34 protein-coding genes and 2 pseudogenes are annotated in these 24270 nt (G+C 50.6%); 34 read left to right on the top strand and 2 right to left on the bottom strand.

Going from position 1 to position 24270, the window contains the following annotated elements; genetic code table 11:
- Nucleotides 1–28: 28 nt before the first annotated feature.
- The gene (locus K0335_RS20335; RefSeq protein ID WP_000161640.1) at nucleotides 29–838 is read right to left on the bottom strand and encodes a hypothetical protein; all 810 of its coding nucleotides are present in this window, start codon (nucleotides 836–838) and stop codon (nucleotides 29–31) included.
- Between the two features lie 624 nt (nucleotides 839–1462).
- Between K0335_RS20335 and hokD the strand changes: the two genes are divergently transcribed.
- The 13 genes and pseudogenes from hokD (at nucleotide 1463) to K0335_RS22540 (ending at nucleotide 7852) form a co-directional block, all read left to right on the top strand.
- Nucleotides 1463–1618, top strand: coding sequence for a type I toxin-antitoxin system toxin HokD (gene hokD / locus K0335_RS20330; RefSeq protein WP_032201164.1), 156 nt, complete (start codon nucleotides 1463–1465; stop codon nucleotides 1616–1618).
- 143 nt (nucleotides 1619–1761) lie between these two features.
- Nucleotides 1762–2154, top strand: a complete 393-nt coding sequence (locus K0335_RS20325; RefSeq protein ID WP_000737636.1) for a hypothetical protein — start codon at nucleotides 1762–1764, stop codon at nucleotides 2152–2154.
- Nucleotides 2155–2381: 227 nt separating this feature from the next.
- A complete protein-coding gene (locus K0335_RS20320) occupies nucleotides 2382–2660 on the top strand; it encodes a hypothetical protein (protein WP_024168546.1) in 279 nt (92 codons plus the stop codon).
- 1 nt (nucleotide 2661) lies between these two features.
- Nucleotides 2662–3708: a DUF968 domain-containing protein gene (locus K0335_RS20315; protein WP_029488704.1), complete on the top strand. Its 1047-nt coding sequence runs from the start codon at nucleotides 2662–2664 to the stop codon at nucleotides 3706–3708.
- Between the two features lie 12 nt (nucleotides 3709–3720).
- Nucleotides 3721–4080 (top strand): RusA family crossover junction endodeoxyribonuclease, encoded by a 360-nt coding sequence (locus K0335_RS20310; RefSeq protein WP_001217424.1) that lies wholly within the window; start codon nucleotides 3721–3723, stop codon nucleotides 4078–4080.
- Nucleotides 4077–4766, top strand: coding sequence for a bacteriophage antitermination protein Q (locus K0335_RS20305; protein WP_023155058.1), 690 nt, complete (start codon nucleotides 4077–4079; stop codon nucleotides 4764–4766). The genes K0335_RS20310 and K0335_RS20305 overlap by 4 nt, the downstream gene beginning before the upstream one ends.
- A 133-nt stretch (nucleotides 4767–4899) precedes the next feature.
- Nucleotides 4900–5760, top strand: a complete 861-nt coding sequence (locus K0335_RS20300; RefSeq protein ID WP_048949149.1) for a DUF5677 domain-containing protein — start codon at nucleotides 4900–4902, stop codon at nucleotides 5758–5760.
- 166 nt (nucleotides 5761–5926) lie between these two features.
- Nucleotides 5927–6313 (top strand): phage holin family protein, encoded by a 387-nt coding sequence (locus tag K0335_RS20295; RefSeq protein WP_219394065.1) that lies wholly within the window; start codon nucleotides 5927–5929, stop codon nucleotides 6311–6313.
- Nucleotides 6300–6581 (top strand): phage holin family protein, encoded by a 282-nt coding sequence (locus tag K0335_RS20290; RefSeq protein ID WP_023155118.1) that lies wholly within the window; start codon nucleotides 6300–6302, stop codon nucleotides 6579–6581. Before K0335_RS20295 ends, K0335_RS20290 begins: the two co-directional genes overlap by 14 nt.
- The gene (locus K0335_RS20285) at nucleotides 6581–7195 is read left to right on the top strand and encodes a glycoside hydrolase family 19 protein (RefSeq protein WP_023155119.1); all 615 of its coding nucleotides are present in this window, start codon (nucleotides 6581–6583) and stop codon (nucleotides 7193–7195) included. The genes K0335_RS20290 and K0335_RS20285 overlap by 1 nt, the downstream gene beginning before the upstream one ends.
- A 7-nt stretch (nucleotides 7196–7202) precedes the next feature.
- On the top strand, nucleotides 7203–7472 hold the full coding sequence (locus tag K0335_RS20280) for a hypothetical protein (protein ID WP_023155120.1): 270 nt from the start codon (nucleotides 7203–7205) through the stop codon (nucleotides 7470–7472).
- On the top strand, nucleotides 7429–7635 hold the full coding sequence (locus K0335_RS22545) for a hypothetical protein (RefSeq protein WP_024257904.1): 207 nt from the start codon (nucleotides 7429–7431) through the stop codon (nucleotides 7633–7635). The genes K0335_RS20280 and K0335_RS22545 overlap by 44 nt, the downstream gene beginning before the upstream one ends.
- Nucleotides 7613–7852: pseudogene (locus tag K0335_RS22540) on the top strand (hypothetical protein). Before K0335_RS22545 ends, K0335_RS22540 begins: the two are co-directional and overlap by 23 nt.
- A gap of 30 nt (nucleotides 7853–7882) precedes the next feature.
- On the opposite strand, the gene K0335_RS20275 reads toward K0335_RS22540, so the two are convergent.
- Nucleotides 7883–8422: a YfbU family protein gene (locus tag K0335_RS20275; protein ID WP_023155123.1), complete on the bottom strand. Its 540-nt coding sequence runs from the start codon at nucleotides 8420–8422 to the stop codon at nucleotides 7883–7885.
- 138 nt (nucleotides 8423–8560) lie between these two features.
- Here K0335_RS20275 and K0335_RS20270 point away from each other — a divergent pair, with 138 nt between their 5' ends.
- The 21 genes and pseudogenes from K0335_RS20270 to K0335_RS20170 all read left to right on the top strand — a co-directional run.
- Complete coding sequence (locus K0335_RS20270; protein ID WP_023155124.1) at nucleotides 8561–8911, top strand: HNH endonuclease; 351 nt, start codon at nucleotides 8561–8563, stop codon at nucleotides 8909–8911.
- A gap of 148 nt (nucleotides 8912–9059) precedes the next feature.
- Nucleotides 9060–9542 carry a phage terminase small subunit P27 family gene (locus K0335_RS20265; RefSeq protein ID WP_001317918.1) on the top strand — a complete coding sequence of 161 codons (483 nt, stop codon included), beginning with the start codon at nucleotides 9060–9062 and terminating at the stop codon, nucleotides 9540–9542.
- Nucleotides 9542–11299 carry a terminase large subunit gene (locus K0335_RS20260; protein WP_001140902.1) on the top strand — a complete coding sequence of 586 codons (1758 nt, stop codon included), beginning with the start codon at nucleotides 9542–9544 and terminating at the stop codon, nucleotides 11297–11299. Before K0335_RS20265 ends, K0335_RS20260 begins: the two co-directional genes overlap by 1 nt.
- Before the next feature lie 11 nt (nucleotides 11300–11310).
- Nucleotides 11311–11493: a hypothetical protein gene (locus K0335_RS20255; RefSeq protein WP_000478567.1), complete on the top strand. Its 183-nt coding sequence runs from the start codon at nucleotides 11311–11313 to the stop codon at nucleotides 11491–11493.
- Complete coding sequence (locus tag K0335_RS20250; protein WP_000466247.1) at nucleotides 11493–12734, top strand: phage portal protein; 1242 nt, start codon at nucleotides 11493–11495, stop codon at nucleotides 12732–12734. Before K0335_RS20255 ends, K0335_RS20250 begins: the two co-directional genes overlap by 1 nt.
- On the top strand, nucleotides 12712–13362 hold the full coding sequence (locus K0335_RS20245) for an HK97 family phage prohead protease (RefSeq protein ID WP_001193631.1): 651 nt from the start codon (nucleotides 12712–12714) through the stop codon (nucleotides 13360–13362). Before K0335_RS20250 ends, K0335_RS20245 begins: the two co-directional genes overlap by 23 nt.
- Before the next feature lie 14 nt (nucleotides 13363–13376).
- Nucleotides 13377–14582, top strand: a complete 1206-nt coding sequence (locus tag K0335_RS20240) for a phage major capsid protein (RefSeq protein ID WP_000257489.1) — start codon at nucleotides 13377–13379, stop codon at nucleotides 14580–14582.
- 51 nt (nucleotides 14583–14633) lie between these two features.
- Nucleotides 14634–14822, top strand: coding sequence for a hypothetical protein (locus K0335_RS20235; protein WP_000601355.1), 189 nt, complete (start codon nucleotides 14634–14636; stop codon nucleotides 14820–14822).
- Between the two features lie 11 nt (nucleotides 14823–14833).
- Nucleotides 14834–15139: a head-tail connector protein gene (locus K0335_RS20230; RefSeq protein ID WP_000983037.1), complete on the top strand. Its 306-nt coding sequence runs from the start codon at nucleotides 14834–14836 to the stop codon at nucleotides 15137–15139.
- Nucleotides 15140–15147: 8 nt separating this feature from the next.
- A complete protein-coding gene (locus K0335_RS20225) occupies nucleotides 15148–15486 on the top strand; it encodes a phage head closure protein (protein ID WP_001147820.1) in 339 nt (112 codons plus the stop codon).
- Entirely contained in the window at nucleotides 15486–15932 is a 447-nt protein-coding gene (locus tag K0335_RS20220; protein WP_000347790.1) for an HK97-gp10 family putative phage morphogenesis protein, read from the top strand. Before K0335_RS20225 ends, K0335_RS20220 begins: the two co-directional genes overlap by 1 nt.
- Nucleotides 15929–16273 carry a DUF3168 domain-containing protein gene (locus K0335_RS20215; protein ID WP_001209399.1) on the top strand — a complete coding sequence of 115 codons (345 nt, stop codon included), beginning with the start codon at nucleotides 15929–15931 and terminating at the stop codon, nucleotides 16271–16273. The genes K0335_RS20220 and K0335_RS20215 overlap by 4 nt, the downstream gene beginning before the upstream one ends.
- Nucleotides 16274–16332: 59 nt before the next feature.
- The gene (locus tag K0335_RS20210) at nucleotides 16333–17037 is read left to right on the top strand and encodes a hypothetical protein (protein WP_000097533.1); all 705 of its coding nucleotides are present in this window, start codon (nucleotides 16333–16335) and stop codon (nucleotides 17035–17037) included.
- A 14-nt stretch (nucleotides 17038–17051) separates the two neighbouring features.
- Entirely contained in the window at nucleotides 17052–17423 is a 372-nt protein-coding gene (locus K0335_RS20205; protein ID WP_000164661.1) for a phage tail assembly chaperone, read from the top strand.
- A gap of 11 nt (nucleotides 17424–17434) precedes the next feature.
- The gene (locus K0335_RS20200; protein WP_001211641.1) at nucleotides 17435–17725 is read left to right on the top strand and encodes a DUF4035 domain-containing protein; all 291 of its coding nucleotides are present in this window, start codon (nucleotides 17435–17437) and stop codon (nucleotides 17723–17725) included.
- 45 nt (nucleotides 17726–17770) lie between these two features.
- Nucleotides 17771–21010 (top strand): phage tail tape measure protein, encoded by a 3240-nt coding sequence (locus K0335_RS20195; RefSeq protein ID WP_219394064.1) that lies wholly within the window; start codon nucleotides 17771–17773, stop codon nucleotides 21008–21010.
- A complete protein-coding gene (locus tag K0335_RS20190) occupies nucleotides 20988–21344 on the top strand; it encodes a phage tail protein (RefSeq protein ID WP_040079256.1) in 357 nt (118 codons plus the stop codon). Before K0335_RS20195 ends, K0335_RS20190 begins: the two co-directional genes overlap by 23 nt.
- Entirely contained in the window at nucleotides 21344–22042 is a 699-nt protein-coding gene (locus tag K0335_RS20185; protein WP_001152456.1) for a phage minor tail protein L, read from the top strand. Before K0335_RS20190 ends, K0335_RS20185 begins: the two co-directional genes overlap by 1 nt.
- Nucleotides 22043–22046: 4 nt before the next feature.
- A complete protein-coding gene (locus tag K0335_RS20180) occupies nucleotides 22047–22790 on the top strand; it encodes a C40 family peptidase (RefSeq protein ID WP_219394062.1) in 744 nt (247 codons plus the stop codon).
- Entirely contained in the window at nucleotides 22688–23335 is a 648-nt protein-coding gene (locus K0335_RS20175) for a tail assembly protein (RefSeq protein WP_012311734.1), read from the top strand. Before K0335_RS20180 ends, K0335_RS20175 begins: the two co-directional genes overlap by 103 nt.
- Nucleotides 23336–23395: 60 nt before the next feature.
- Nucleotides 23396–24270, top strand: a pseudogene (locus K0335_RS20170) (host specificity protein J); the annotation flags it as partial.

Genomic DNA, 24270 nt, shown 5'->3' with positions numbered 1-24270 from the left:
AACATGCGTAGATTGTATGATTTAGCCGTCACTTAATTATTGGATAACTCACACAAGTATGACCGTTGCTTATCGCATACATTTGGTTTCCCTTAAGATTTACAAATGGAAATGTCGTATACTCATAATTTATAGAGGTCATATTAAATGTAAGGAATTTATCTTCAAGTTCTAATTTTGTAGAGTGGGCAGGGTATGTTCCTTCATTTTTCATTGTGATAATAAAACCGATAGGGAAAAAATGTAAAGCACAAATAAATGCCACATGTCCTTCGTTCATAAATGCTACACTTTGAGCGGATATGTGCATTCTGTGTGGGTAAAACCAGTAGTAAATATCATGAGTTTCCTCAAAACTTGAATTTTTACCCAAAACATAATCCTTTAAAGGTGTATAGAAGGGGCTATCTACGGGTTCTTTTTTACAATCTTCAACTGAAGTTGCTGATAGCACGTGCCCAATCATAGCCTTAGTGAAAGATATGCTATCAAAAGGTATTCTAATGAATGGATATACATTCATACCATTCATATATCGACTTAACTGTTCTTTAAAGGACTTTGTTACATTTTCAATTGCAACATCGAGCCCACCTAATACCTTATTGTTACAGTGGCTGCAAATGGTTCTGAAATAAGAGCCATTTTTAGCATTTAATGGTTTAACTGGTTCCTGAATACCAAAAAATTCGCTAACTGTTTTCTGCAAAACAGGGCCTAAGGTTATGGCGCACTTTGGAGGAACATGATCTTTTGTGAGCAAGCCATATTTCCCACAAATATTGCAATAACCTTCAGTAATGCCATTGTGCTTCCATCGTTCACTAATTTTCGTCATTTTTATTCCCTCAGTAGCATAAGCTATCTATACGTTTTTTAATCCTATCAAAGATACAACTTAACGTCAGGAAAATGATAGTGTTTATCTAAGTAATACAATTAACTTCAACGCGTGACAGTCTGCTTTTCGCTCAAAGCGGACTAGAAAGTTAGCTTGCGTCGGACTTGGCGTATTTAAAGAAGTGCTGGTGGTGACTGGTTGTTGTGTTCCATTTCTACAGAACAAAATCACAGAAACTATACCCAATAGTTGTATTGAATCACTGACGAGACAGCCTCATATTTATCAGGACTGGTGTACGTCCAATACAGGAGGTTGTGGTGCTGGTTCTCAAATGTGCGCTGGCTATTGCTGCTGTAATGGCAATTTATTGCCTTGCTGTTGTTCTTATGGATCGCCTTTCTGATTGATTTTATATTGGCGAGGTGACGTGAGTTAAGTAGAATTGCTGCGGGTGCTTGAGGCTATCTGTCTCAGGCATGAACACCAAAGGCAGATAGAGAAAAGCCCCAGTTAACATTACGCGTCCTGCAAGACGCTTAACATTAATCTGAGGCTCAATCTATGAACGGCAAATCTAGGTTAGCCTCTTACGTGCCGAAAGGCAAGGAGAAGCAGGCTATGAAGCAGCAAAAGGCGATGTTAATCGCCCTGATCGTCATCTGTTTAACCGTCATAGTGACGGCACTGGTAACGAGGAAAGACCTCTACGAGGTACGAATCCGAACCGGCCAGACGGAGGTCGCTGTCTTCACAGCTTACGAACCTGAGGAGTAAGAGACCAGGCGGGGGAGAAATCCCTCGCCACCTCTGATGTGTCAGGCATCCTCAACGCACCCGCACTTAACCCGCTTCGGCGTTTTTTCCGTTGATTAACTCTAGTTATTAGAGAACCGAACTTTTATTGATGGGGCAGGGAGATGAAGAAACTTGTTTTAGTCGCAGGTGTAATGATTGCAACAGTAATGTTGGGAGGGTGTGCAGCAAAGGTCGATCCAGCGTTGAAAGCAGAAGCAATGAAGCCACTAACATGTAATGATGAAAAGCAATGTGACTTTTATTGGAAACGAGCGCAATTCTGGTTGGCTAATAATTCCTCATGGAAAATTCAAACGGCGACAGACACGCTAATTTCCACTTATAATCCCTCTCCAAATAGTCCATTCCTCGCTTATCAAGTGAGTAAAATGCCAAATGAAGATGGATCCTCAAGAATTTTCATCAAGCCTTTTTGCGATAATATGTTTGGCTGTCAACCAAACCCCTATCAGGCAGTTGTTTCCTTTAAAAACTTCGTTAAAACTGGGCAGTAATGTATAGCGGGACGGTAAATTATTAGTGAAAACGCTGTAAACCCTATGGATTGAGTCAGGATTTAATCCGATAATTATTCTATCGTTCCTTTACAAGTCCGGCATATTACCTTCAGTTTGTTTTAGCATACCTGCTTCGGCGGGTTTTGTTTTTTTCTGGCATTCTGGTTTACAATACGCACGCCAGCCTGAACAACTGGCACCTGCTGCGCCAGCAGAGACAACCGATGGCGCACGATACCAAATTACACAATTCTAATGATTCTGCCGTCTTTGCCAGCAGGCGCGGACGGCGTTTTCACGTATTCAAATCAGACTGGTTCCAGCATCCTCCATGCACTGAAGAGCAGGCGGAATGGATAATTCAGTGTTACCGCAGGCGCGGATACGAGGTTAAGAAAGCCCTCAGCCTCGATTATCGTCACTGGATAATCTATGTCAGGCTCCCTTATTCCGAACGCCCACCGCGCCCATCCCGCACATACCAGCAACGGATCTGGAGGTAACGTGCGGATATTACTTCGACCTGTTCTGGTACCGGAACTTGGGCTGGTGGTCCTTAGGCCGGGCCGTGAATCCATGCAAGTATTTCATAACCCTCGAGTGCTGGTGGAGCCTGAACCGAAAAGCATGCGCGGTCTGCCGTCCGGAGTCGTCCCTGCCGTTCGCCAGCCGCTGGCGGAGGATAAATCATTACTGCCATTTTTCAGCGATGAGCGGGTGATTCGTGCTGCTGGTGGTGCTGGTGCATTGTCTGACTGGCTGTTGCGCCATATTAAATCCTGCCAGTGGCCACACGGCGATTATCATCACAGCGAAACCGTCATTCACCGTTATGGTACCGGCGCAATGGTGTTGTGCTGGCACTGCGACAACCAGCTGCGTGACCAGACATCCGAATCACTCGGGCAACTTGCTCATCAAAACCTGTCAGCATGGATGATTGACGTCATCGGTCACGCAATAAGCGGTACGCAGGAGCGTGAATTATCTCTGGCTGAATTATCCTGGTGGGCGGTCCGCAATCAGGTGGCGGACGCGCTACCGGAAGCGGTATTACGTCGTTCGCTGGGGTTGCGTGCGGAAAAAATCCGTTCAATGTACCGTGAAAGCGACATCGTACCGGGAGAGCAGACCGCCACCAGCATACTGAAGCAGCGCACAAAAAATCTTGCGCCGCTGCCTCACGCCCACCAGCAAAACCCGCCACAGGAAAAGACGGTGGTCAGCATTGCTGTTGATCCGGAGTCTCCGGAATCTTTCATGAGGCGACCTAAACGTCGCCGTTGGGTAAATGAGAAATATACGCGCTGGGTGAAGACACAGCCGTGTGCGTGTTGTGGTCAGCCAGCCGACGATCCCCATCACCTGATTGGTCACGGTCAGGGAGGGATGGGAACAAAGGCCCACGATATTTTCACGCTACCGTTGTGCCGGGAACATCACAACGAACTTCATGCGGATCCGCTGGCGTTCGAAGAAAAGCATGGTTCCCAGGTTGATTTAATTTTTCGTTTTCTTGATCACGCCTTTGCAACCGGCGTGCTCGGGTAAAAGAGGTTACTGATGCGTATAGAGTTTGTTTTGCCTTATCCGCCGACGGTGAATACTTACTGGCGACGTCGTGGCAACACATATTTTGTATCAAAAGTCGGTGAGCGTTATCGCCGTGATGTGGCACTAATTGTTCGCCAGCAGCGGTTGAAATTAAACCTGTCCGGAAGGCTGGCAATAAAAATTATTGCAGAGCCACCGGATAAGCGCCGCCGCGACCTGGACAATATCCTGAAGGCACCACTGGATGCGCTGACGCATGCCGGACTTCTCATAGACGACGAGCAGTTTGATGAAATCAATATTGTGCGCGGACTGCCTGTTCCTGGTGGTCGGCTGGGGATAAAAATCACAGAACTGGAGTGCGCATGAATAACCAGTATTTACAGTTTGTGCGTGAGCAGCTCATTATCGCCACCGCTGATTTGAGTGGGGCAACAAAAGGTCAGCTTGAAGCCTGGCAGGAGAATGCCATGTTCGATACAGGGCGTTACAGGCGAAAAAAAATCCGGTACCGCGATGAAGTGACTGGAAAAATGATAACGCGGGATAATCCACCAATCCCGGGAAAGCAATCGCTGGCGAAGGGGACGTCAATTCCTCTGGTCAGTCCGGTTGAGTTTTCGACATCATCGTGGCGGCGGGCTGTTCTGTCTCTTGAAGAGCATCATAAAGCCTGGTTGTTGTGGTGTTACGGCGGAAACATTTGCTGGGAGCATCAGATCGCGATAACGCAGTGGGTGTGGAATGAATTTAAAACCCAGTCTGGTACCAGAAAAATTGCAGGAAAAACGCTGGAGCGTGTGAAGAAGTTGATATGGCTGGCGGCACAGGATGTCAGAGGATGGGTTACCGGGAGTGAGGTCTATCAGCGGCAGGAGCTTGCCAGACTGTGTGGAGTTAAGCCAGACAACTGGAGCCATAATTATGCGAACTACTGGCGTGAGATGTGCGACATTTTTAAGAATCTCGATACAGAATCCTTGATTTCCACCGTGAAAAAGAGATCGCAACAAAAAGCGATCTTTTCACGACGAGATATTGCAAAAGTCAATTAAATCGCGTACATTTTGTGTAAATCTGATATTTTGCCGATTTTGTATGCGATGACAAAGTAAGCAAAACCCGCCGATAAGCGGGTTTTTTTGTATTACAATGCATGCGTTTAATTACTTTTTGGACCATTGCAACATGAAATCAGATAAGGCAGAAAACTTAGAGAATCCACTCGAACGTAATGATTTTACAATTGATGACTTCCACCATGTTCTTAGGGAGTTTGATAAAGCTGTTTGTGAAGCCAATGCGGTAAGTCAGGGAGTAGGTGTGCGAATGGCTGAGGCTTATCAAGGTTGGTCAACATATATATTTGCACGAATTTGCATTCATGCTTCGATTATGATTTCTAATGTTCCTAAGTCCAGATGGGCTAAGCGAGATTACGATTTCTGGGATTTTGCTTCTATAGCATCTCATGTCAGGGCGATCCTTGAAGCTGAACTTCTGTTTATGTATTTGTCTGAAGCACCAGATTCAGAAGAGGCTTGGTCAGCAAAGCTAAATGTTATGCACATGAATGATTGTGTAAAAAGGATAGAATTATTCACGCAAAGTGATAATACAGAAGCATTAGAGTTTTATAATGAGCAACAGAGTATAATTGCGGAAAGACTCAATAAAAACCCTGCTTTTTTATCACTTGATAGTGGTACTAGGAAACGTTGCTTGTCAGGCAAGGCTTTAACAATTCCTAATAGAGACGATTTATTGATTAAACTAGGGAAAGACCCAAAATCGTTTAAAGTGATGTTTGATTTTCTATCGCATTACACACACATACTCCCTATGTCATATTACAAAATGGAACCGAATGGGAGAGGGACTGGTTGTTTTAACAAGTTCGATTTTGGATATATAATAATGGGTATGTTGCTATGTACTGAATCTTTGATTAAGTGTACTGAACGGTTGGTGGATATTTTCCCTGATGTTAAACGGTTAAGAAAAGGAACTAAATCAAAATTTACATTGGGCCCTAAACCAACAAAATAAAATTAGCTAGAGTTTCTCCACTTCGAAGGCTCCCAATGGGGGCTTTTGCATTTCAGGAGCTGGGAATCACTTTCACTTCCCCTTTGGTATAAGGGGGTGAGTCTGAGCTCCATTCCTCTCCTTACATTTTTTTCTCAGAGAACCCGCAGTCATAAGAGGTGGCTTAATGTCCGATCCTATTTCCGGTACTGGGTTAGCCGGAGGAGTTCTAACGGGAGTCAGTATTTATGGCCTGTTTACAGGTACGGATTATGGTGTTGTATTTGGCGCATTTGCAGGAGCTGTTTTCTACATAGCGACAACTGCAGAGCTGACGGCAACGCGCCGACTGGCATATTTCATAGTGTCATATATCGCTGGGGTTTTGTGTTCTGGGTTAGTTGGTTCCAAACTGGCGAATTTGACCGGATACAGTGATAAACCTCTGGATGCTATTGGTGCCGTAATCGTCTCTGCTTTAGCCGTTAAAATCCTGACGTTTCTGAATAACCAGGATATCGGTTCGCTGGTGGCGCTCATAACGCGCCGGGGAGGTTCAGGTGGTACAAAATGACCTGTCGGCAACTTTTAATGCATTGCTTTGTGCTGGGGTAGTGTTAACCCTGATGTTTTACCGTCGCGGCGACTCGCGACATCGGCCGTGGATATCTCGTTTAGCGTGGCTGCTTACGGTCATGTACAGTGCCATTCCGCTGGCGTATCTGTGCGGTATTTACCCGTACTCATCATGGGGCACTATCGGGGCCAACATTATTTTCCTCTCTGTGCTGGTAGCCGTCAGAGGCAACGTGGCACGTCTGGTTGATCATCTGAGGCGCTAATGAACCAATCACAATTTCAGCAGGCGGCTGGTATCAGCGCCGGGCTTTCTGCGCGCTGGTTTCCGCACATTGATGCGGCATTGAAAGAGTTTGGAATCACAGCAGTTAACGATCAGGCCATGTTCATTGCACAAGTTGGGCACGAATCGGCCGGTTTTACCTCGCTGGTGGAGAGCTTTAACTATTCGGTAGAGGGGCTGAAGAAAACCTTTGGTAAACGCCTGACTCCGTATCAGTGTGAAATGTTGGGACGTATCGATGGTAGGCAGATAGCGCACCAGCAGCAAATAGCCAATTTGGTTTACGGTAACCGCTTGGGGAATAACTGCCAAGGGGATGGCTGGAAATATCGTGGTCGTGGCCTGCTTCAAATCACCGGCCGGGAGAACTACGCCAAATGCGGTACGGCGCTGAAGCTTGATCTAATCGGTACACCAGAGTTGCTGACGCAGGAGAAGCATGCTGCCCGTTCTGCTGCTTGGTTTTTCACGTTACGTGGTTGTCTCCTTTACTCGGGAGAGCTGGAGCGCGTCACGCAGATTATTAATGGCGGGCAGAACGGCATTAAAGACCGTCGTGAACGTTACGCCAAAGCTAAAGCCGCACTGGTGTGAGGTCACTATGGGACTTGAAATGATTATTGGCTTAGTTCTTGCTGCACTGGCAGCAATTGCTGGTGCTTTTGGTCTGGGCAAATCACGCGGTACCAGAATCGCTGAAACAAAAGCAGACCAGCAACGTACGGAAGAACGTGCAGCGGCTATTGAAGCGGTCGCCAAACGCAGGGTAGAGACAATAAAAGGGGCTAGGGATGTACAGCAGACTGTTAACCATCTTTCTGATGACGATGTTGACCACGAGTTGCGCGAAAGCTATACCCGCAAAGCCTGAAGTAACGGACACGACCTGTGACTGGGTGAACATCATCTACCTAACAGAGCACGATATTACCGTGCTGGATAAACAGACGAAGCGGGACATATTGGCGCATAACAAATCAGTGCAGGCTAACTGCAGGAAGAAAGCGGGGCATGAACGCAGAGAACTTAAGTAACGCGCATTACATCTATAACGAGATGAAAGAGCTACAGCGACAGAAAGGTATACTAGAAAGTGGCGCTGGGCTTGGTGTGACAATCCAGTCTGCCTATTAAGATAATGCCTTTATTGAGGCTATACGCCCACATGCAGTTGCTGAACTTGACCGCCACATTGAGGAAAAGAAATCCGTGCTGGTTAATTTGGGAGATTCCTTTTTTATACGAGCATAATAAAGCGGGTTGGAAACCCGCCTAAAGCACTTAGAAACTGCGTGGAGCTGTGGAAAGAATGGATGCCAGTTCTTCCTTTGATAAATCCCAGCTTCGATTTACAGCGTCAATTTTCTTAAACTCATCAAGCATTGCGTTATAGAGATGTTCTGTACGTGAATGAGTATTGGCAATGGGCTGTTTCTGTTCGGGGAAGCGATCAATTTTCTGATACGCCTCAATGATACTGAAGTAATCGCATTCATTATTACCGTCGAAACCTGGGAGCTGAATTTCCCCATCATGTATTTTTAGATGATGGTCACGGACTAATTCTTTTTGCTCGTCATCACTAAGTTTCCTGAAAGCATTGGAAAGTCCGCGGTACATATTCAATACAGCAGTAACAAAATCACGATCTTCTTTACTTGGTTCATCAACATCCAAATGTGAATATTCGGCCTTCATAACCCAATCATTACCAGATGACACAGCATATTTTACAAGCTGTGGATCAATATCAGTTTCGATACCTAGGTGGATGGCAATGTCACATAACAAAATGGTATTGATTTTATCCTTAATATCCATGAGTTAACCCTCTGAAGTAAAAAGTAATATCTACACCCGTTAGCTCATGAAGTCTATTGATCTGGCTCATATCAGCTGCAAATCCATTTCATGGAGATACTCAATGCAGGTCACTTTTGATTTATATAAGGGCGAAACATGCCAGCACTAATCCCACGCGCCTGCCGTAAACGTGGATGTGCAGGTACAACCACAGACAGTTCTGGTTACTGCGATAAACATCGTGGCGAAGGATGGGCACAGCATCAACGCGGATTAAGTCGCCACCAGCGTGGCTATGGCTCGAAATGGGATGCCATACGTGCGCGCATACTGAAGCGTGATAATCATCTGTGTCAGAACTGCCTGCGCAACGGGAGAGCCGTTGAAGCCAGAACTGTGGACCACATTATTCCGAAAGCTCATGGTGGCACGGATGCAGACAGTAATCTGCAGAGTCTGTGCTGGCCCTGCCATAAAGCAAAAACTGCGCGCGAACGTATCAACTGATAACAGTTCCCATCTGCAGGGGAGGGGAGGGTCAAATCTCTGCAGCCCTGGCTGCTCAGTACCGCCGCCTGACCCTTCCTCACATCGCCGCAGGTTCGAAAACTTTTTTTTGGAAATGTGAACAAACGATTGATAGGTAAGACCGATTATGTCAGGACCTCCGAAAACCCCGCCACGCCTGCATTTGATTCGAGGCAACCCCTCAAAGCGCCCCGTTAAAGACCACAAAAAAACCGCTAAAAAGGATGAAAAAGGTCTTCCTAAAATTCCGCAGCATTTAGGGGCTCAGGGGAAGTACTGGTTCAGGCGAATGGCGGAAGAGCTGAATGCGGAAGGGATCATTTCTCAGCTTGATGCGCGTGCGCTCGAGTTGCTGGTGGAAGCCTACACCGAATATCGGCATCACTGCGAAACACTCGATGTTGAGGGGTATACCTACCGCACGGAAACGCAGAGCGGTGATGTACTGATTAAGGCGCACCCCGCGGCGGCAATGAAAGCGGATGCCTGGAAGCGGATCCGGGCAATGCTTGCAGAGTTTGGTATGTCACCGGCAAGCCGGGCTAAAGTAAATATCGCCGGACCGGATGATGTTGATCCGCTGGCGGAGCTTTTAAAAGCGAGAGACTGATGGCAAAAGTGGCTGACGGGATCCGCTACGCCGAACGTGTTGTTGCAGGAGAAATTGTTGCTGGCGAATTTGTCCGCCTGGCCTGCCAGCGTTTTCTTGATGATCTGAAGTACGGCGAAGAGCGGGGGATTTATTTCAGTGAACCCCGTGCGCAGCACATCCTGAATTTCTACAAATTTGTGCCTCATGTAAAAGGGGCGCTGGCAGGCCAGCCCATTGAACTGATGGACTGGCATGTATTTATCCTCATTAATATTTTTGGTTTTGTCATTCCGCTGGTGAATGAAGAGACCGGGGAAGTTGTCATGCGCAGCGATGGCAGCGGACGTCCGGTGATGGTGCGCCGGTTCCGGACGGCGTACAACGAAGTCGCCCGTAAAAACGCAAAATCAACTCTGTCATCGGGTATCGGCCTGTATATGACGGGGGCAGATGGTGAAGGCGGTGCTGAGGTGTATTCAGCCGCCACCACGCGTGACCAGGCCAGAATTGTGTTTGAAGACGCCAAAAATATGGTCAGAAAAGCCCGGTCGACACTCGGGCGGTTGTTTGATTTCAACAAGCTGGCGATTTACCAGGAGCAGAGCGCATCAAAATTTGAACCGCTTTCCTCGGATGCAAACAACCTGGATGGTCTGAACATCCACTGCGCCATTATTGATGAGCTGCATGCACATAAAACCCGCGACGTGTGGGACGTTCTGGAAACGGCAACCGGTGCTCGCCTGCAGTCCCTGTTATTTGGTATCACCACGGCAGGGTTTAACAAGGAAGGGATTTGTTACGAGCAGCGTGATTACGCCATCAAGGTATTGCGTGGCTATAACAGCGATGTGGAGGGCGCTGTAAAAGACGACTCCTACTTTGCGATTATTTACACCCTCGATGAGGGAGATGATCCGTTTGATGAAACGGTCTGGCAGAAAGCGAATCCCGGCCTGGGCATCTGTAAACGCTGGGATGATCTGCGTCGCCTGGCGAAAAAAGCGAAAGAACAGGTCTCTGCGCGGGTGAATTTTTTTACCAAACACATGAATGTGTGGGTAACAGCAGAGTCTGCCTGGATGGACATGATTAAGTGGGAGAAGTGCGAATACATTGCCCCACGACATGAGCTGAAAACGTATCCCATGTGGGTCGGCGTTGACCTTGCTCATAAGATTGATATCTGTGCGGCGGCAAAACTCTGGCGAACGGATAACGGGCATGTTCATGCCGATTTTAAATTCTGGCTTCCGGAAGGACGGCTGGAACGATGCTCGCGGCAGCAGGCAGAACTTTACCGGAAGTGGGCGGAGATGGATAAGCTGATTCTGACGGATGGTGATGTTATCGATCATGCTCAGATAAAAAGTGACTTACTGGAATGGATTGGTGGTGAAAACCTCAGGGAACTGGGATTTGACCCGTGGAGCGCGATGCAGTTCAGCCTGGCACTGGCTGAAGAAGGGATACCGCTGGTGGAGGTTCCGCAGACGGTTCGTAATCTGTCAGAGGCCATGAAGGAAACGGAATCACTGGTCTATGCCGGGCGTTTCCATCACAGCAATCATCCGGTCATGAACTGGATGATGTCTAACGTTACGGTAAAACCGGACAAAAACGACAATATCTTCCCGAATAAATCCACGCTGGAAGCCAAAATCGACGGCCCTGTTGCGATGTTTACAGCAATGAGCCGGATGCTGGTCAATGGTGGTGAACCGGAGCTGGATCTGTCTGAACATCTGGTCAGCGTGGGCATCCGTTCGCTTTAACCGAGGTCATTATGTTTCTGATAATTCTCGCGCCACTGGTGGGCGTGCTGGGTGCGCTTTTGCTGGCGTATGGTGCCTGGCTGATTTATCCCCCGGCGGGTTTTGTTGTTGCCGGGGTGCTGTGCCTGTTCTGGTCGTGGCTGGTGGCGCGATATCTCGACCGAACACAGCCGTCTGTCGGCGGAGGTAAATAGTGTTCTTTTCGGGATTATTTCAACGAAAAAGTGACGCGCCGGTGACCACGCCAGCAGAGCTGGCGGATGCCATCGGGTTGTCTTACGACACCTATACCGGAAAGCAGATCAGCAGTCAGCGGGCCATGCGACTGACGGCGGTTTTTTCCTGCGTCAGAGTGCTGGCAGAGTCGGTCGGGATGTTGCCCTGCAATCTGTATCACCTGAACGGCAGCCTGAAACAGAGAGCCACCGGCGAACGTCTGCATAAGCTGATCTCCACGCATCCCAATGGCTATATGACGCCGCAGGAGTTCTGGGAGCTGGTGGTCACCTGTCTGTGCCTGAGGGGAAACTTTTACGCCTACAAAGTGAAAGCATTTGGCGAAGTGGCTGAACTGCTGCCCGTCGATCCCGGCTGTGTGGTACCGAAGCTTAACAGTCGCTGGGAGCCGGTCTATCAGGTCACATTCCCGGACGGTTCCACGGATGTACTGAGCCAGGAGGATATCTGGCATGTGCGCACGCTGACGCTGGACGGTCTGGTGGGACTGAATCCCATCGCCTATGCCCGCGAGGCAATATCGCTGGCAGCAGCGACCGAAGAGCACGGGGCCAGACTGTTCAGCAATGGTGCGGTGACGTCCGGTGTGTTGCGTACAGAACAGACGCTGTCGGATCAGGCTTATGAGCGCCTGAAGAAAGATTTTGAGGAGCGTCACACCGGGCTTGGCAATGCTCACCGCCCGATGATCCTTGAGATGGGGCTGGACTGGAAGTCGATGGCGCTGAACGCCGAGGACAGCCAGTTCCTGGAAACCCGCAAGTTTCAGCTTGAAGAAATCTGTCGTCTGTTCCGGGTGCCGTTGCACATGGTGCAGAACACCGATCGCGCCACCTTCAACAATATCGAAGAGCTGGGGCTGGGATTTATCAACTATTCACTGGTGCCGTATCTGACCCGCATCGAACAGCGGATCAACACCGGACTGGTACGAAAAAGTAAGCAGGGCGTTTATTACGCCAAATTTAACGCCGGGGCGTTACTGCGCGGGGATATGAAGTCCCGTTTTGAAGCCTACGCCACCGGGATCAACTGGGGAATTTACTCTCCCAATGACTGCCGCGACCTGGAAGATATGAATCCGCGTCCCGGTGGTGATGTCTATCTCACACCGATGAACATGACCACGAAACCCTCCGATGGCAGTAAAGCCGGTAAGCAGAAGGATAACGCCAATGCAGACGAAACAACGTCTTGATGTACCGCTGAGTCTGAAATCTGTCAGTGACTCCGGTGAGTTTGAAGGGTATGGCTCCGTCTTTGGTGTAAAGGACAGCCACGATGATGTGGTGATGTCCGGGGCATTTGCTGCTTCCCTGCGGGCGTGGAGTGACAGAAAAGCGTTACCTGCGCTGCTCTGGCAGCACCGCATGGATGAACCCATCGGTGTTTACACCGAAATGAAGGAAGACGATGTCGGGCTTTACGTCAGGGGACGGTTGCTTATTGATGATGATCCCCTCGCAAAACGCGCACATGCACACATGAAGGCCGGTTCGTTAACCGGCCTTTCTATTGGGTACGTCCTGAAAGACTGGGAATACGACCGGAGCAAAGAAGCCTTTCTGCTGAAAGAAATCGACCTCTGGGAAGTCAGCCTGGTGACGTTCCCGTCTAACGACGAGGCGCGGATCAGCGACGTCAAGAACGCACTGGCCCGCGGGGAAATCCCCGAACAGAAAAAAATCGAAAGAGTCCTGCGTGATGTCGGACTCTCCCGTACCCAGGCCAAAGCATTCATGGCCGGGGGCTATGGCGCACTGTCCCTGCGCGACGCTGAGGATGTGGGCTCTGCACTGAATGCACTGAAAAATCTAAACTTCTAATCAGGAGAAATACGATGGCGGTTGATATTAAAGATGTCGAACAGGTCGCGCAGGAGCTGCAGCAGAAGTTTGACGACTTCAAAGCAAAGAACGACAAGCGCGTGGATGCGATTGAGCAGGAAAAAGGCAAACTTGCCGGGCAGGTGGAAACCCTGAACGGGAAACTCAGCGAGCTGGAAAACCTCAAAAGCGATCTTGAAAAAGAGCTGCTTGAGCTGAAACGTCCGGCAGGTGGTGCGCAAAATAAACTGGCCACCGAGCATAAAGAAGCGTTTGTGGGCTTCCTGCGTAAAGGCCGTGAAGATGGTCTGCGCGATCTGGAGCGCAAGGCATTACAGGTGGGCACCGATGAAGACGGCGGCTATGCCGTGCCGGAAGCACTGGATCGCAACATTCTCACCCTGCTGAAAGATGAAGTGGTGATGCGCCAGGAAGCCACGGTGATCAGCGTTGGTGGTTCCGACTACAAAAAACTGGTGAATCTGGGCGGCACGGCTTCCGGATGGGTTGGCGAGACTGACGCGCGCTCCCAGACTGCCACCTCAAAACTGGGCCTGATTGAACCTTTCATGGGGGAAATCTACGGTAACCCGCAGGCCACCCAGAAAATGCTGGATGATGCCTTTTTCAACGTGGAAGCATGGATCAACAGCGAGCTGGCAACCGAATTTGCCGAACAGGAAGAAATTGCCTTTACCACCGGCGATGGTACCAAGAAGCCGAAAGGGTTCCTGGCGTATGAGTCCACGGATGAAACAGACAAGGTCCGGGCGTTCGGCAAACTTCAGCATATTGTATCCGGCGAAGCGACGGCGGTGACCGCAGATGCCATTATCAAACTGATTTACACGCTGCGTAAGGCACACCGCACTGGCGCGAAGTTCATGATGAACAACAACAGTCTGTTTGCCATCCGTCTGCTGAAAGACAGTGAGGGTAACTATCTGTGGCGTCCGGGGCTGGAGCTGGGGCAGCCGTCCTCTCTGGCGGGTTACGCTATCGCTGAAAACGAACAGATGCCGGATATTGCCGCTGATGCGAAAGCCATTGCATTTGGTAACTTCAAACGGGGTTACACCATCGTTGACCGTATCGGTACCCGCATTCTGCGTGACCCGTACACCAATAAACCGTTTGTCGGTTTTTATACCACCAAGCGCACCGGCGGCATGCTGGTCGATTCGCAGGCCATCAAACTGCTGAAGATTGCAGCGGCGTAATCATTCAGGGGGCGCAGAAGTGCGCCCCCTGTTCTGACAGGTGAAAGAATCATGATCCTGAAACAAGATCTGAAATGGTCACCGGACGGTATGCGTGTTGAGATTATTCGGGCCGGTGAGTATGAAGATAAAGAATTACCCGAACGGGTACGCGAAATTGCCACTGCAGCTGGGATTGTCTCTGATAAGAGAACACCTGTTGCGCGGGGGGCTGATAAGTCTAAAAAACAGCATTCATAGAGGTTGCCCAAATGATGCCCACTCTGGAAGAGCTTCGTGTTCAGTGCCGGATTGATGATGACAATGAACAGGAGAATTCTCTTCTTATGATGTATCTGGCTGCTGCCAGGGAAGAGGCTGAAAAGTTTTTAAACCGGACGCTTTACGATGAAACTGTTTCTGAGCAGGATACGACCGGGCTTGTAATAACACCTCTGATAAAACTGCGTCTTATGCAACTGGTTGGCTACTGGTACGAGAACAGGGAAATGCAGGATGCAGTGCCTGATTTTTTCTATACCGGACTGCGGATGTATCGATTTCATCCCGGAACATAGGAGGATTCATGCAGGCAGGAAGATTACGTGATCGTGTGGTTATTCTGAATGCCACCACCGTTCGGTCTCCGTCAGGGCACCCTGTGGAAACAATGACGGAGGGGGCAACCATATGGGCAGAAGTTAAGGGGATCAGTGGCAGGGAGAGAATATCCGGAGGCGCAGAAACTGCTCAGGCTACAGTGAGGGTCTGGATGAGATTCCGGCGAGATGTAACAGCAACTTCATGTCTGAAAGTGCTGACTGGTGCATTCAAAGGCGCGATTCTGAGTATAGACGGTCCGCCGATACCGGATGCTCGTGCCACACGGCTTGAGATACTCTGTTCTCAGAAGGGGAATGTGTGATGGATTTCAGTCTTGATTTTTCAGGTCTGGCGGATATTGCACGGGATCTGGAGACGCTCAGCAGGGCAGAAAACAATAAGGTACTGCGCGATGCCACCCGTGCCGGTGCTGAAGTTATGCGGGATGCAGTTGTTGAACGTGCGCCGGAGCGAACCGGGAAACTGAAGAAAAATGTGGTTGTTCTCACTCAGCGTTCAAAGCGTCGGGGGGAAATTATCTCGGGTGTCCACATTCGTGGACGGAACCTGCGAACCGGAAACAGTGATAACAGCATGAAAGCCAGTGATCCCCGAAATGCGTTTTACTGGCGCTTTGTGGAGCTGGGAACGATAAACATGCCCGCGCATCCGTTCATTCGCCCGGCTTTCGATACGACAGAGGAACTGGCAGCACAGATTGCCATACAGCGAATGAATCAGGCTATTGATGAGGTCTTAAGTAAATGAGAGAGACCACACTGTATTCCCTGCTGTCTCAACTGGCCGGAGGACAGGTTTATCCTTATGTGGTCCCGCTGACGGAGGGAAAGCCTGCGGTATCTCCGCCATGGCTGGTATTTTCTGTGGTGTCTGACACTGCGTCTGATGTGCTTGATGGTCAGGCTGAATCCAGAATTACCGTGCAGATCGATGTCTGGGCAACAGTACCTGATGACGCAGATGATATCCGTGAGCAGGCGCTTGATGCGGTAAGGCAACTTGCACCCTCCGTTATTTCTAAAACTCAGGGTTATGATCCTGATTCCCGTCTGAGCAGAGCCACGCTTGAATTTCAGGTAATAGCCTGAGGTCGTTAATGATTTTACCCACCCGCCGCTGGCGGGTTTTTTATTTTCAGGAGACGAGTATGTCCTCTAATTTTGAGCGTTCGCAACTGACGAAAATTATGATTTCGTCTGCACCGGTAACAGCAGAAACCCTGGATTCTGCCAGCTATCTTGGCCTGAGCTGTACAATCAAAGAGGTGCAGTTTACCGCAGGACAAAAGCAGGATATTGATGTCACCACGCTGTGTTCTGTTGAGCAGGAAAATATTAACGGCCTTGGTGCCGCGTCAGAGATTTCCATGTCAGGCAACTTTTACCTCAATGCTGCCCAGAACGCGTTGCGCAGTGCCTATGACAATGACACCACGTATGGCTTTAAAGTTATTTTTCCGTCAGGCAACGGATTTACCTTTATGGCAGAGGTGCGTCAGCATACCTGGTCTGCAGGAACTAATGGTGTTGTGGCTGCAACGTTTTCCCTGCGCCTGAAAGGTAAACCTGTGCTGACGACAGAGCCGCTGAAAGTGAAGGTCGATTTAAACAGCACGCTGCAGGTTTCTGCCGGAGCGAAACTCGAAATGGTGGTTGAGGCTGCCGGTGGTGTGCCGCCTTATTCTTATGTCTGGAAGAAAGGTAGTTCTCCTGTTTCCGGACAGACGGCGGCAACATTCAGTAAGGCATCAGCAGCATCAGGTGATGCCGGTGCGTATACCTGCGAGATTTCTGATTCAGCAAGCCCTGTTAACAAGGTGACCTCCACTTCCTGCACTGTTACCGTCAGTTAATGAGGATAGATGTGATGACTAAAAATATCCGCAATCTGGCACTGGCAACGATGTCGGGGTTTCGCCATAAAACTGTTGATGTGCCTGAATGGGAAGGGGCAACGGTTGTATTACGGGAACCTTCTGCAGAAGCCTGGTTGCGCTGGCAGGAGATCGTTAAAGCAAAAGATGATGAGACACCGTTATCCGTTGCGGAGCGCGCCCGCCGAAATCTGGAGGCAGATGTTGAACTGTTCATTGATGTTCTGTGTGATACCGGACTGCAACCTGTATTTTCAGAGGATGATCGTGAACAGGTGATTGCCGTGTATGGCCCGGTGCATGCGCGGCTTCTTCGGCAGTCTCTGGAACTGATCAGTGATGCCGGCGAGGTTAAAAAAAAGTAGCGCTTCCGGGGATGCGTTTTCTGATGATGCTGGCGCTCAGGATGGGGCGCACATTGTCAGAGTTACGCCGGGAAATGTCCGCATCAGAAATCATGATGTGGGCAGAATTTGACAGGTTCAGCCCGCTGGGTGACGAGCGGGCTGATATCCGGGCTGCCCAGATAGTTTCTGCGGTTTACGGTGCGCAGGGTGTCAAAGTCCCACTGAATGATGCGCTTCTTCAGTGGGAACAAGAGCAGACAGAAGGCGTCTCAGATCCATTTGCCGGACTGGAAAACGCGCTTTTAATAGTGTCTCAGTGAGTCAACATAACCGCTTCGGCGGTTTTTTTCGTCCGGAGAATGAGTGTGGCGACATTACGTGAACTGATTATTAAAATCTCGGCAAATTCCCGGTCATTCCAGTCAGAGATCTCCCGGGCTTCGCGTATGGGGCAGGATTACTACCGTACCATGCAGAACGGAGGCCGGCAGTCCGCTGCTGCATCCCGTGAAATGCGGCGTGCACTGGCAGAAGTGACGGATCAGATAAATACAGCTAAATCTTCGGCACTGAATATGGCGGGGGCATTTGTCGGAGCTTTTGCTACCGGTCATCTTATTTCTCTCGCCGATGAGTGGAATTCAGTAAATGCCCGTCTGAAGCAGGCTTCACAGTCCAGTGATGATTTTCAGGTATCACAACGTGAATTAATGGCAATCAGCCAGAGAACGGGAACGGCGTTTTCTGATAACGCCAGCCTTTTTGCCCGCTCTGCAGCTTCCATGCGGGAGTATGGCTACAGTTCTGAGGAGGTACTGAAAGTCACCGAGGCGATCTCCACGGGCCTGAAATTATCCGGTGCCAGTACAGCAGAAGCCAGTTCGGTGATCACGCAGTTCAGTCAGGCACTGGCGCAGGGAGTGCTGCGCGGTGAAGAATTTAACTCTGTGAATGAGAACGGCGATCGTGTTATTCGTGCGCTGGCTGCGGGAATGGGTGTTGCCCGTAAGGATCTGAAGGCCATGGCGGATAACGGAAAACTGACCGCCGATAAGGTTGTTCCTGCACTGATTAGTCAGCTTGGGGCGTTGCGTGATGAATATGCAGCAATGCCTGATACTGTTTCATCCTCTGCAACCAAAGTTGAAAACGCCTTTATGGCCTGGGTTGGTGGTGCGAACGAGGCAAGCGGAGTGACAAAGACACTCACCGGGGTGTTGAATGGTGTTGCAGACAATATGGATACCGTGGCTGCTGCAGCTGGCGCACTGGTTGCCGTCGGGGTAGCCCGATATTTTGGCAATATGGCGTCGTCTGCTGGATCTGCAACTGCCGGATTAATTACTGCAGCCAGAAACGAAGTGGCTCTTGCTGAAGCGCAACTTCGGGGGACACAGATAGCAACCGCCAGGGCGCGTGCGGCGGTTTATCGTGCGCAACAGGCGGTTGTTGCTGCTCGCGGTACCGAAAGGCAGGCCGCAGCAGAAGCGAAGCTGACAGCTGCCCAGGCGTCACTTACCCGTAATATTGCGGCCAGAACAGCGGCACAGACAACGCTGAATACTGTCACGTCAGTGGGGAGTCGTCTGTTAAGTGGTGCGCTGGGGTTGGTTGGTGGTGTGCCGGGACTCGTCATGCTGGGGGCGACGGCCTGGTACACGATGTATCAGAATCAGGAGCAGGCCAGAGAATCTGCACGCCAGTATGCCGCAACAATCGACGAAATTCGCCAGAAAACGTCGGCAATGTCGCTTCCTGAAGCGTCAGATAATGAGGAAAAGACGCGGCAGGCACTTGATGAGCAAAATAGGTTAATTGACGAGCAGAAAAGTAAGATTAAATCCTTACAGGAAAAAATTGCTGGCTATCAGTATGTGCTGGCAAACCCGGGCTGGACAACCGATAACGGTTTTATGATTAACCACATGACGTCGGTAAAAACTGTCACAGAAGGGCTTGCAGAAGCAACAAATCAACTGGCAGTTGAACAGTCCCGTCTCACACAAATGCAGGGCAAAGCGCAATCCATTCAGGATGTGCTTGCCGGGCTGGAGGAGCGACGGGTGGCGTTGATCCGTCAACAGGCCGCGGAACAAAACAAAGCGTATCAGTCCCTGTTGATCATGAATGGGCAGCATACCGAGTTTAATCGCCTTCTCGGGCTCGGTAATGAATTACTTCAGCAGCGACAGGGGCTGGTGAATGTACCGTTACGGCTACCACAGGCAACCTTGGATGATAAACAGCAGACCGCACTGAATAACAGTGAGCGCGAACTGGCTCTGTCCCGCCTGAAGGGGGAAGCCCGTGAGCGTGCCCGCCTGGGTTATGCTGCGGATGATCTCGGCTTTGTGGGAGAGGCGTATCAGACAGCCAGACAGAATTATATCAATAACTCACTGGATGCCTGGCGAAATAACCAGGCAAATAAACCCAAAGCGCATAAAAAGACCGAAGCGGAAAAAACAGAAGATATTTATAAACGGCTGATTAAACAGCAAAAAGAACAAATAGCACTGGCAGGTCAGAATACTGAACTGGCTAAGATGAAATATCAGGTCAGTCAGGGCGAATTATCAACCCTGTCAGAAGCGCAGAAAAAAACGCTTTTACAGAATGCGGCACTCATCGACCAGAAAAAGATTCGTGAGCAGCTTGCCGCGTATGAAAGCAGTCTGGCGGACAGTAATGCCAGCGCCCGGGCATCTGACGACGCGCAGTTGCTGGGATATGGTGAAGGCTCACGGATGCGTGAACGACTCCAGGAAATGTGGAGTATCCGGCAGGCGTTTGAGCAGAAAAATAACGAGCTGCTGAGACAGTATCAGGCCGGAGAAATTGAAGAAGCCCTGTGGAAACAGGAGAAAGAACTGAATAAAAAATATCTGGAAGAGCGTCTCAGCGATCAGCAGGATTATTATGCAAAGGCTGATGCTTTACGCAGTAACTGGAATGCCGGACTCCAGGAGGGGCTGACGAACTGGGCAGACAGTGCCACTGATTATGCTTCGCAGGCGGCAGATGCTGTCGTTTCCACTATGGACGGGCTGGTATCAAATATTTCCGATGCACTGGCCGGAAATGTTGTGGACTGGAGAAACTGGGGGAGTTCAATTCTCCAGGAAGTTTCAAAAATTCTGATGAACGCTGCCATCGTTAACGGGCTGAAGTCACTTTCCAAAAGCATGTCCGGTGCCGGAGGATGGCTTGGTACAGTCGGCGACTGGCTGTCCGGTGCAGTGGCAAACGCAAAAGGTGGTGTTTATACATCGGCAAATCTGAGTGCTTACAGTAACACTATTGTGGATACACCGACGTATTTTGCTTTTGCGAAAGGTGCCGGGTTGATGGGCGAGGCCGGGCCTGAAGCAATCATGCCACTGACACGGGCAGCGGACGGCTCTCTTGGGGTCAGGGCCATTGGAAATGTGAATGGTGGCGGTGGATTTGTTTATTCTCCCGTGTATCACATCAGCATTCAGAATCAAGGGAGCAATGGCGAGATAGATGCGCGCTCAGCCAGGGGACTGGTGGATCTGATCGACAGCAGGGTTGTGTCAATTATGCAGTCATCGCGTCGGGATGGAGGATTGTACAGTGCCTGAGCCTGAAGTTTTTAACTGGATCCCCCGTGAGGGGATGGAGACGACACGAAAGCCATCAGTTATTACGGTAAAGTTTGGTGACGGATATGAACAGCGACGGGCTGGTGGTCTGAATGCGGATCTGAAAACGTTTAAACCGGTATTTCGTGTCACAGATGAATATTCCCGTGCCGCGCTGGACAGTTTTTTATCCCGTCATGCCGGGATTCGTGCTTTTTTGTGGCGTCCGCCAAAACACAACAGGACTGTCCGGGTTGTCTGCAGGGAGTGGAGCATTTCGGATAATACCATGTATACCGATTTTAACTGTACCTTTGAAGAGGTCACTCACTGATGCAGGATATACAGCAGGAAACACTCAATGAGTGCACTAAAACGGAGCAATCCGCGCTGGTCGTGCTCTGGGAAATTGATCTGACAGAGGTCGGCGGAGATCGTTATTTCTTCTGTAATGAGCAGAACGAAAAAGGTGAACCAGTCACCTGGCAGGGGCGGCAGTATCAGGCTTATCCCATTCAGGGAAGCGGATTTGAGATGAACGGCAAAGGAGCCAGTGCAAGGCCAACGCTTAAAGTCTCTAATCTGTACGGCATGGTCACCGGGATGGCGGAAGATCTGCAGAGTCTGGTCGGCGGAACGGTGGTCCGGCGTAAGGTTTACGCCCGTTTTCTGGATGCGGTGAACTTCGTCAACGGAAACAGTGACGCCGATCCGGAGCAGGAGGTGATCAGCCGCTGGCGCATCGAACAGTGCAGCGAACTGAGCGCGGTCAGTGCCTCTTTTGTGCTGTCCACACCGACGGAAACGGATGGTGCTGTTTTTCCGGGGCGCATCATGCTGGCCAACACCTGCACCTGGATCTACCGCGGCGATGAGTGCGGTTATGATGGCCCGGCGGTCGCGGATGAATATGACCAGCCAACGTCCGATATCACGAAGGATAAATGCAGCAAATGCCTGAGCGGTTGCAAGTTCCGCAATAACGTCGGCAATTTTGGCGGCTACCTTTCCATTAACAAACTTTCGCAGTAAACCCATGACAGAGACAGAATCAGCGATTCTGGCGCACGCCCGGCGATGTGCGCCAGCGGAGTCGTGCGGCTTCGTGGTGAGAACGCCGGAGGGGGACAGATATTTTCCCTGCGTGAATATCTCCGGTGAGCCGGAGGCGTATTTCCGGATGTCGCCGGAGGACTGGCTGCGTGCACAAATGCAGGGGGAGGTTGTGGCACTGGTCCACAGCCACCCCGGTGGTCTGCCCTGGCTGAGTGAGGCCGACCGGCGGCTGCAGGTGCAGAGTGATTTGCCGTGGTGGCTGGTCTGCCGGGGGGCGATTCACAAGTTCCGCTGTGTGCCACATCTTACCGGGCGGCGCTTTGAGCACGGGGTGACGGACTGTTACACGCTGTTCCGGGATGCATACCATCTGGCGGAAATTGAGATGCCGGATTTTTATCGCGGGGATGACTGGTGGCGTAACGGCCAGAATCTCTATCTTGACAATATGGAGGCGACTGGTTTTTACCGTGTCGCACTGACAGAGGCGCAGCCGGGCGATGTGCTGCTGTGCTGTTTTGGTTCATCGGTGCCGAATCATGCCGCCATTTACTGCGGCGACGGCGAGCTGCTGCACCATATTTCTGAACAACTGAGCAAACGAGAGAGGTATACCGACAAATGGCAGCGACGCACACACTCCCTCTGGCGTCACCGGGCATGGCACGCATCTGCCTTTACGGGAATTTACAACGATTTGGCCGCCGCATCGACCTTCGTGTGAAAACGGGGGCCGAAGCCATCCGGGCGCTGGCCATGCAGATCCCGGCGTTTCGTCAGAAACTGAGTGACGGCTGGTATCAGGTACGGATTGCCGGGCGTGATGCAGGTGAAACCGAATTGTCTGCCCGTCTTAATGAGCCGCTGGCAAATGGTGCCGTGATCCACATCGTTCCGCGTCTGGAGGGGGCCAAAAGTGGCGGTGTGTTTCAGGCGGTGCTGGGTGCGGCGCTGATTGCGGTGGCATGGTGGAACCCTGTGGGCTGGCTGGGGGCCGCGGCTGTATCGGGTATGTATGCAGCAGGGGCCAGTATGATCCTGGGTGGTGTGGCGCAGATGCTGGCACCGAAAGCCAGGACGCCCACGGCAGCCAGTACAGATAACGGCAAACAGAACACGTATTTCTCGTCACTGGATAACATGGTTGCCCAGGGCAATGTTCTGCCCGTTCTGTACGGTGAAATGCGTGTGGGGTCGCGGGTGGTATCTCAGGAGATCAGCACGGCAGATGAAGGTGATGGTGGTCAGGTTGTGGTGATTGGTCGCTGATGAAAAATGTTTTATGTGAAACCGCCTCCGGGCGGTTTTGTCGTTTATGGAGCGTGAGGAATGGGTAAAGGCAGCAGTAAGGGGCATACCCCGCGCGAAGCGAAGGACAACCTGAAGTCCACGCAGTTGCTGAGTGTGATTGATGCCATCAGCGAAGGTCCGGTTGAAGGTCCGGTGGATGGATTAAAAAGCGTGCTGCTGAACAGTACGCTGGTGCTGGACAGCGAGGGGAATACCAATATATCCGGCGTCACGGTGGTGTTCAGGGCCGGTGAGCAGGAGCAGACACCGCCGGAGGGATTTGAATCCTCCGGCTCCGAGACGGTGCTGGGTACAGAAGTGAAATATGACACGCCGATCACCCGCACCATCACGTCGGCAAACATCGACCGTCTGCGCTTTACCTTCGGTGTGCAGGCACTGGTGGAAACCACCTCAAAGGGGGACAGGAATCCATCGGAAGTCCGCCTGCTGGTTCAGATACAGCGTAACGGTGGCTGGGTGACGGAAAAAGACATCACCATTAAGGGCAAAACCACCTCGCAGTATCTGGCCTCGGTGGTGGTGGATAACCTGCCGCCGCGCCCGTTTAATATCCGGATGCGCAGGATGACGCCGGACAGCACCACAGACCAGCTGCAGAACAAAACGCTCTGGTCGTCATACACCGAAATCATCGATGTGAAACAGTGCTACCCGAACACGGCACTGGTCGGCGTGCAGGTGGATTCGGAGCAGTTCGGCAGCCAGCAGGTGAGCCGTAATTATCATCTGCGCGGGCGTATTCTGCAGGTGCCGTCGAACTATAACCCGCAGACGCGGCAATACAGCGGTATCTGGGACGGAACGTTTAAGCCAGCATACAGCAACAACATGGCCTGGTGTCTGTGGGATATGCTGACCCACCCGCGCTACGGCATGGGGAAACGTCTTGG

It is taken from the genome of Escherichia sp. GZ89 (assembly GCF_019366485.1).
Lineage (GTDB): Bacteria > Pseudomonadota > Gammaproteobacteria > Enterobacterales > Enterobacteriaceae > Escherichia > Escherichia fergusonii.
The sequence above is the reverse complement of the archived record's forward strand: the minus strand, read 5'-3'. Positions and strand labels throughout refer to the sequence as shown.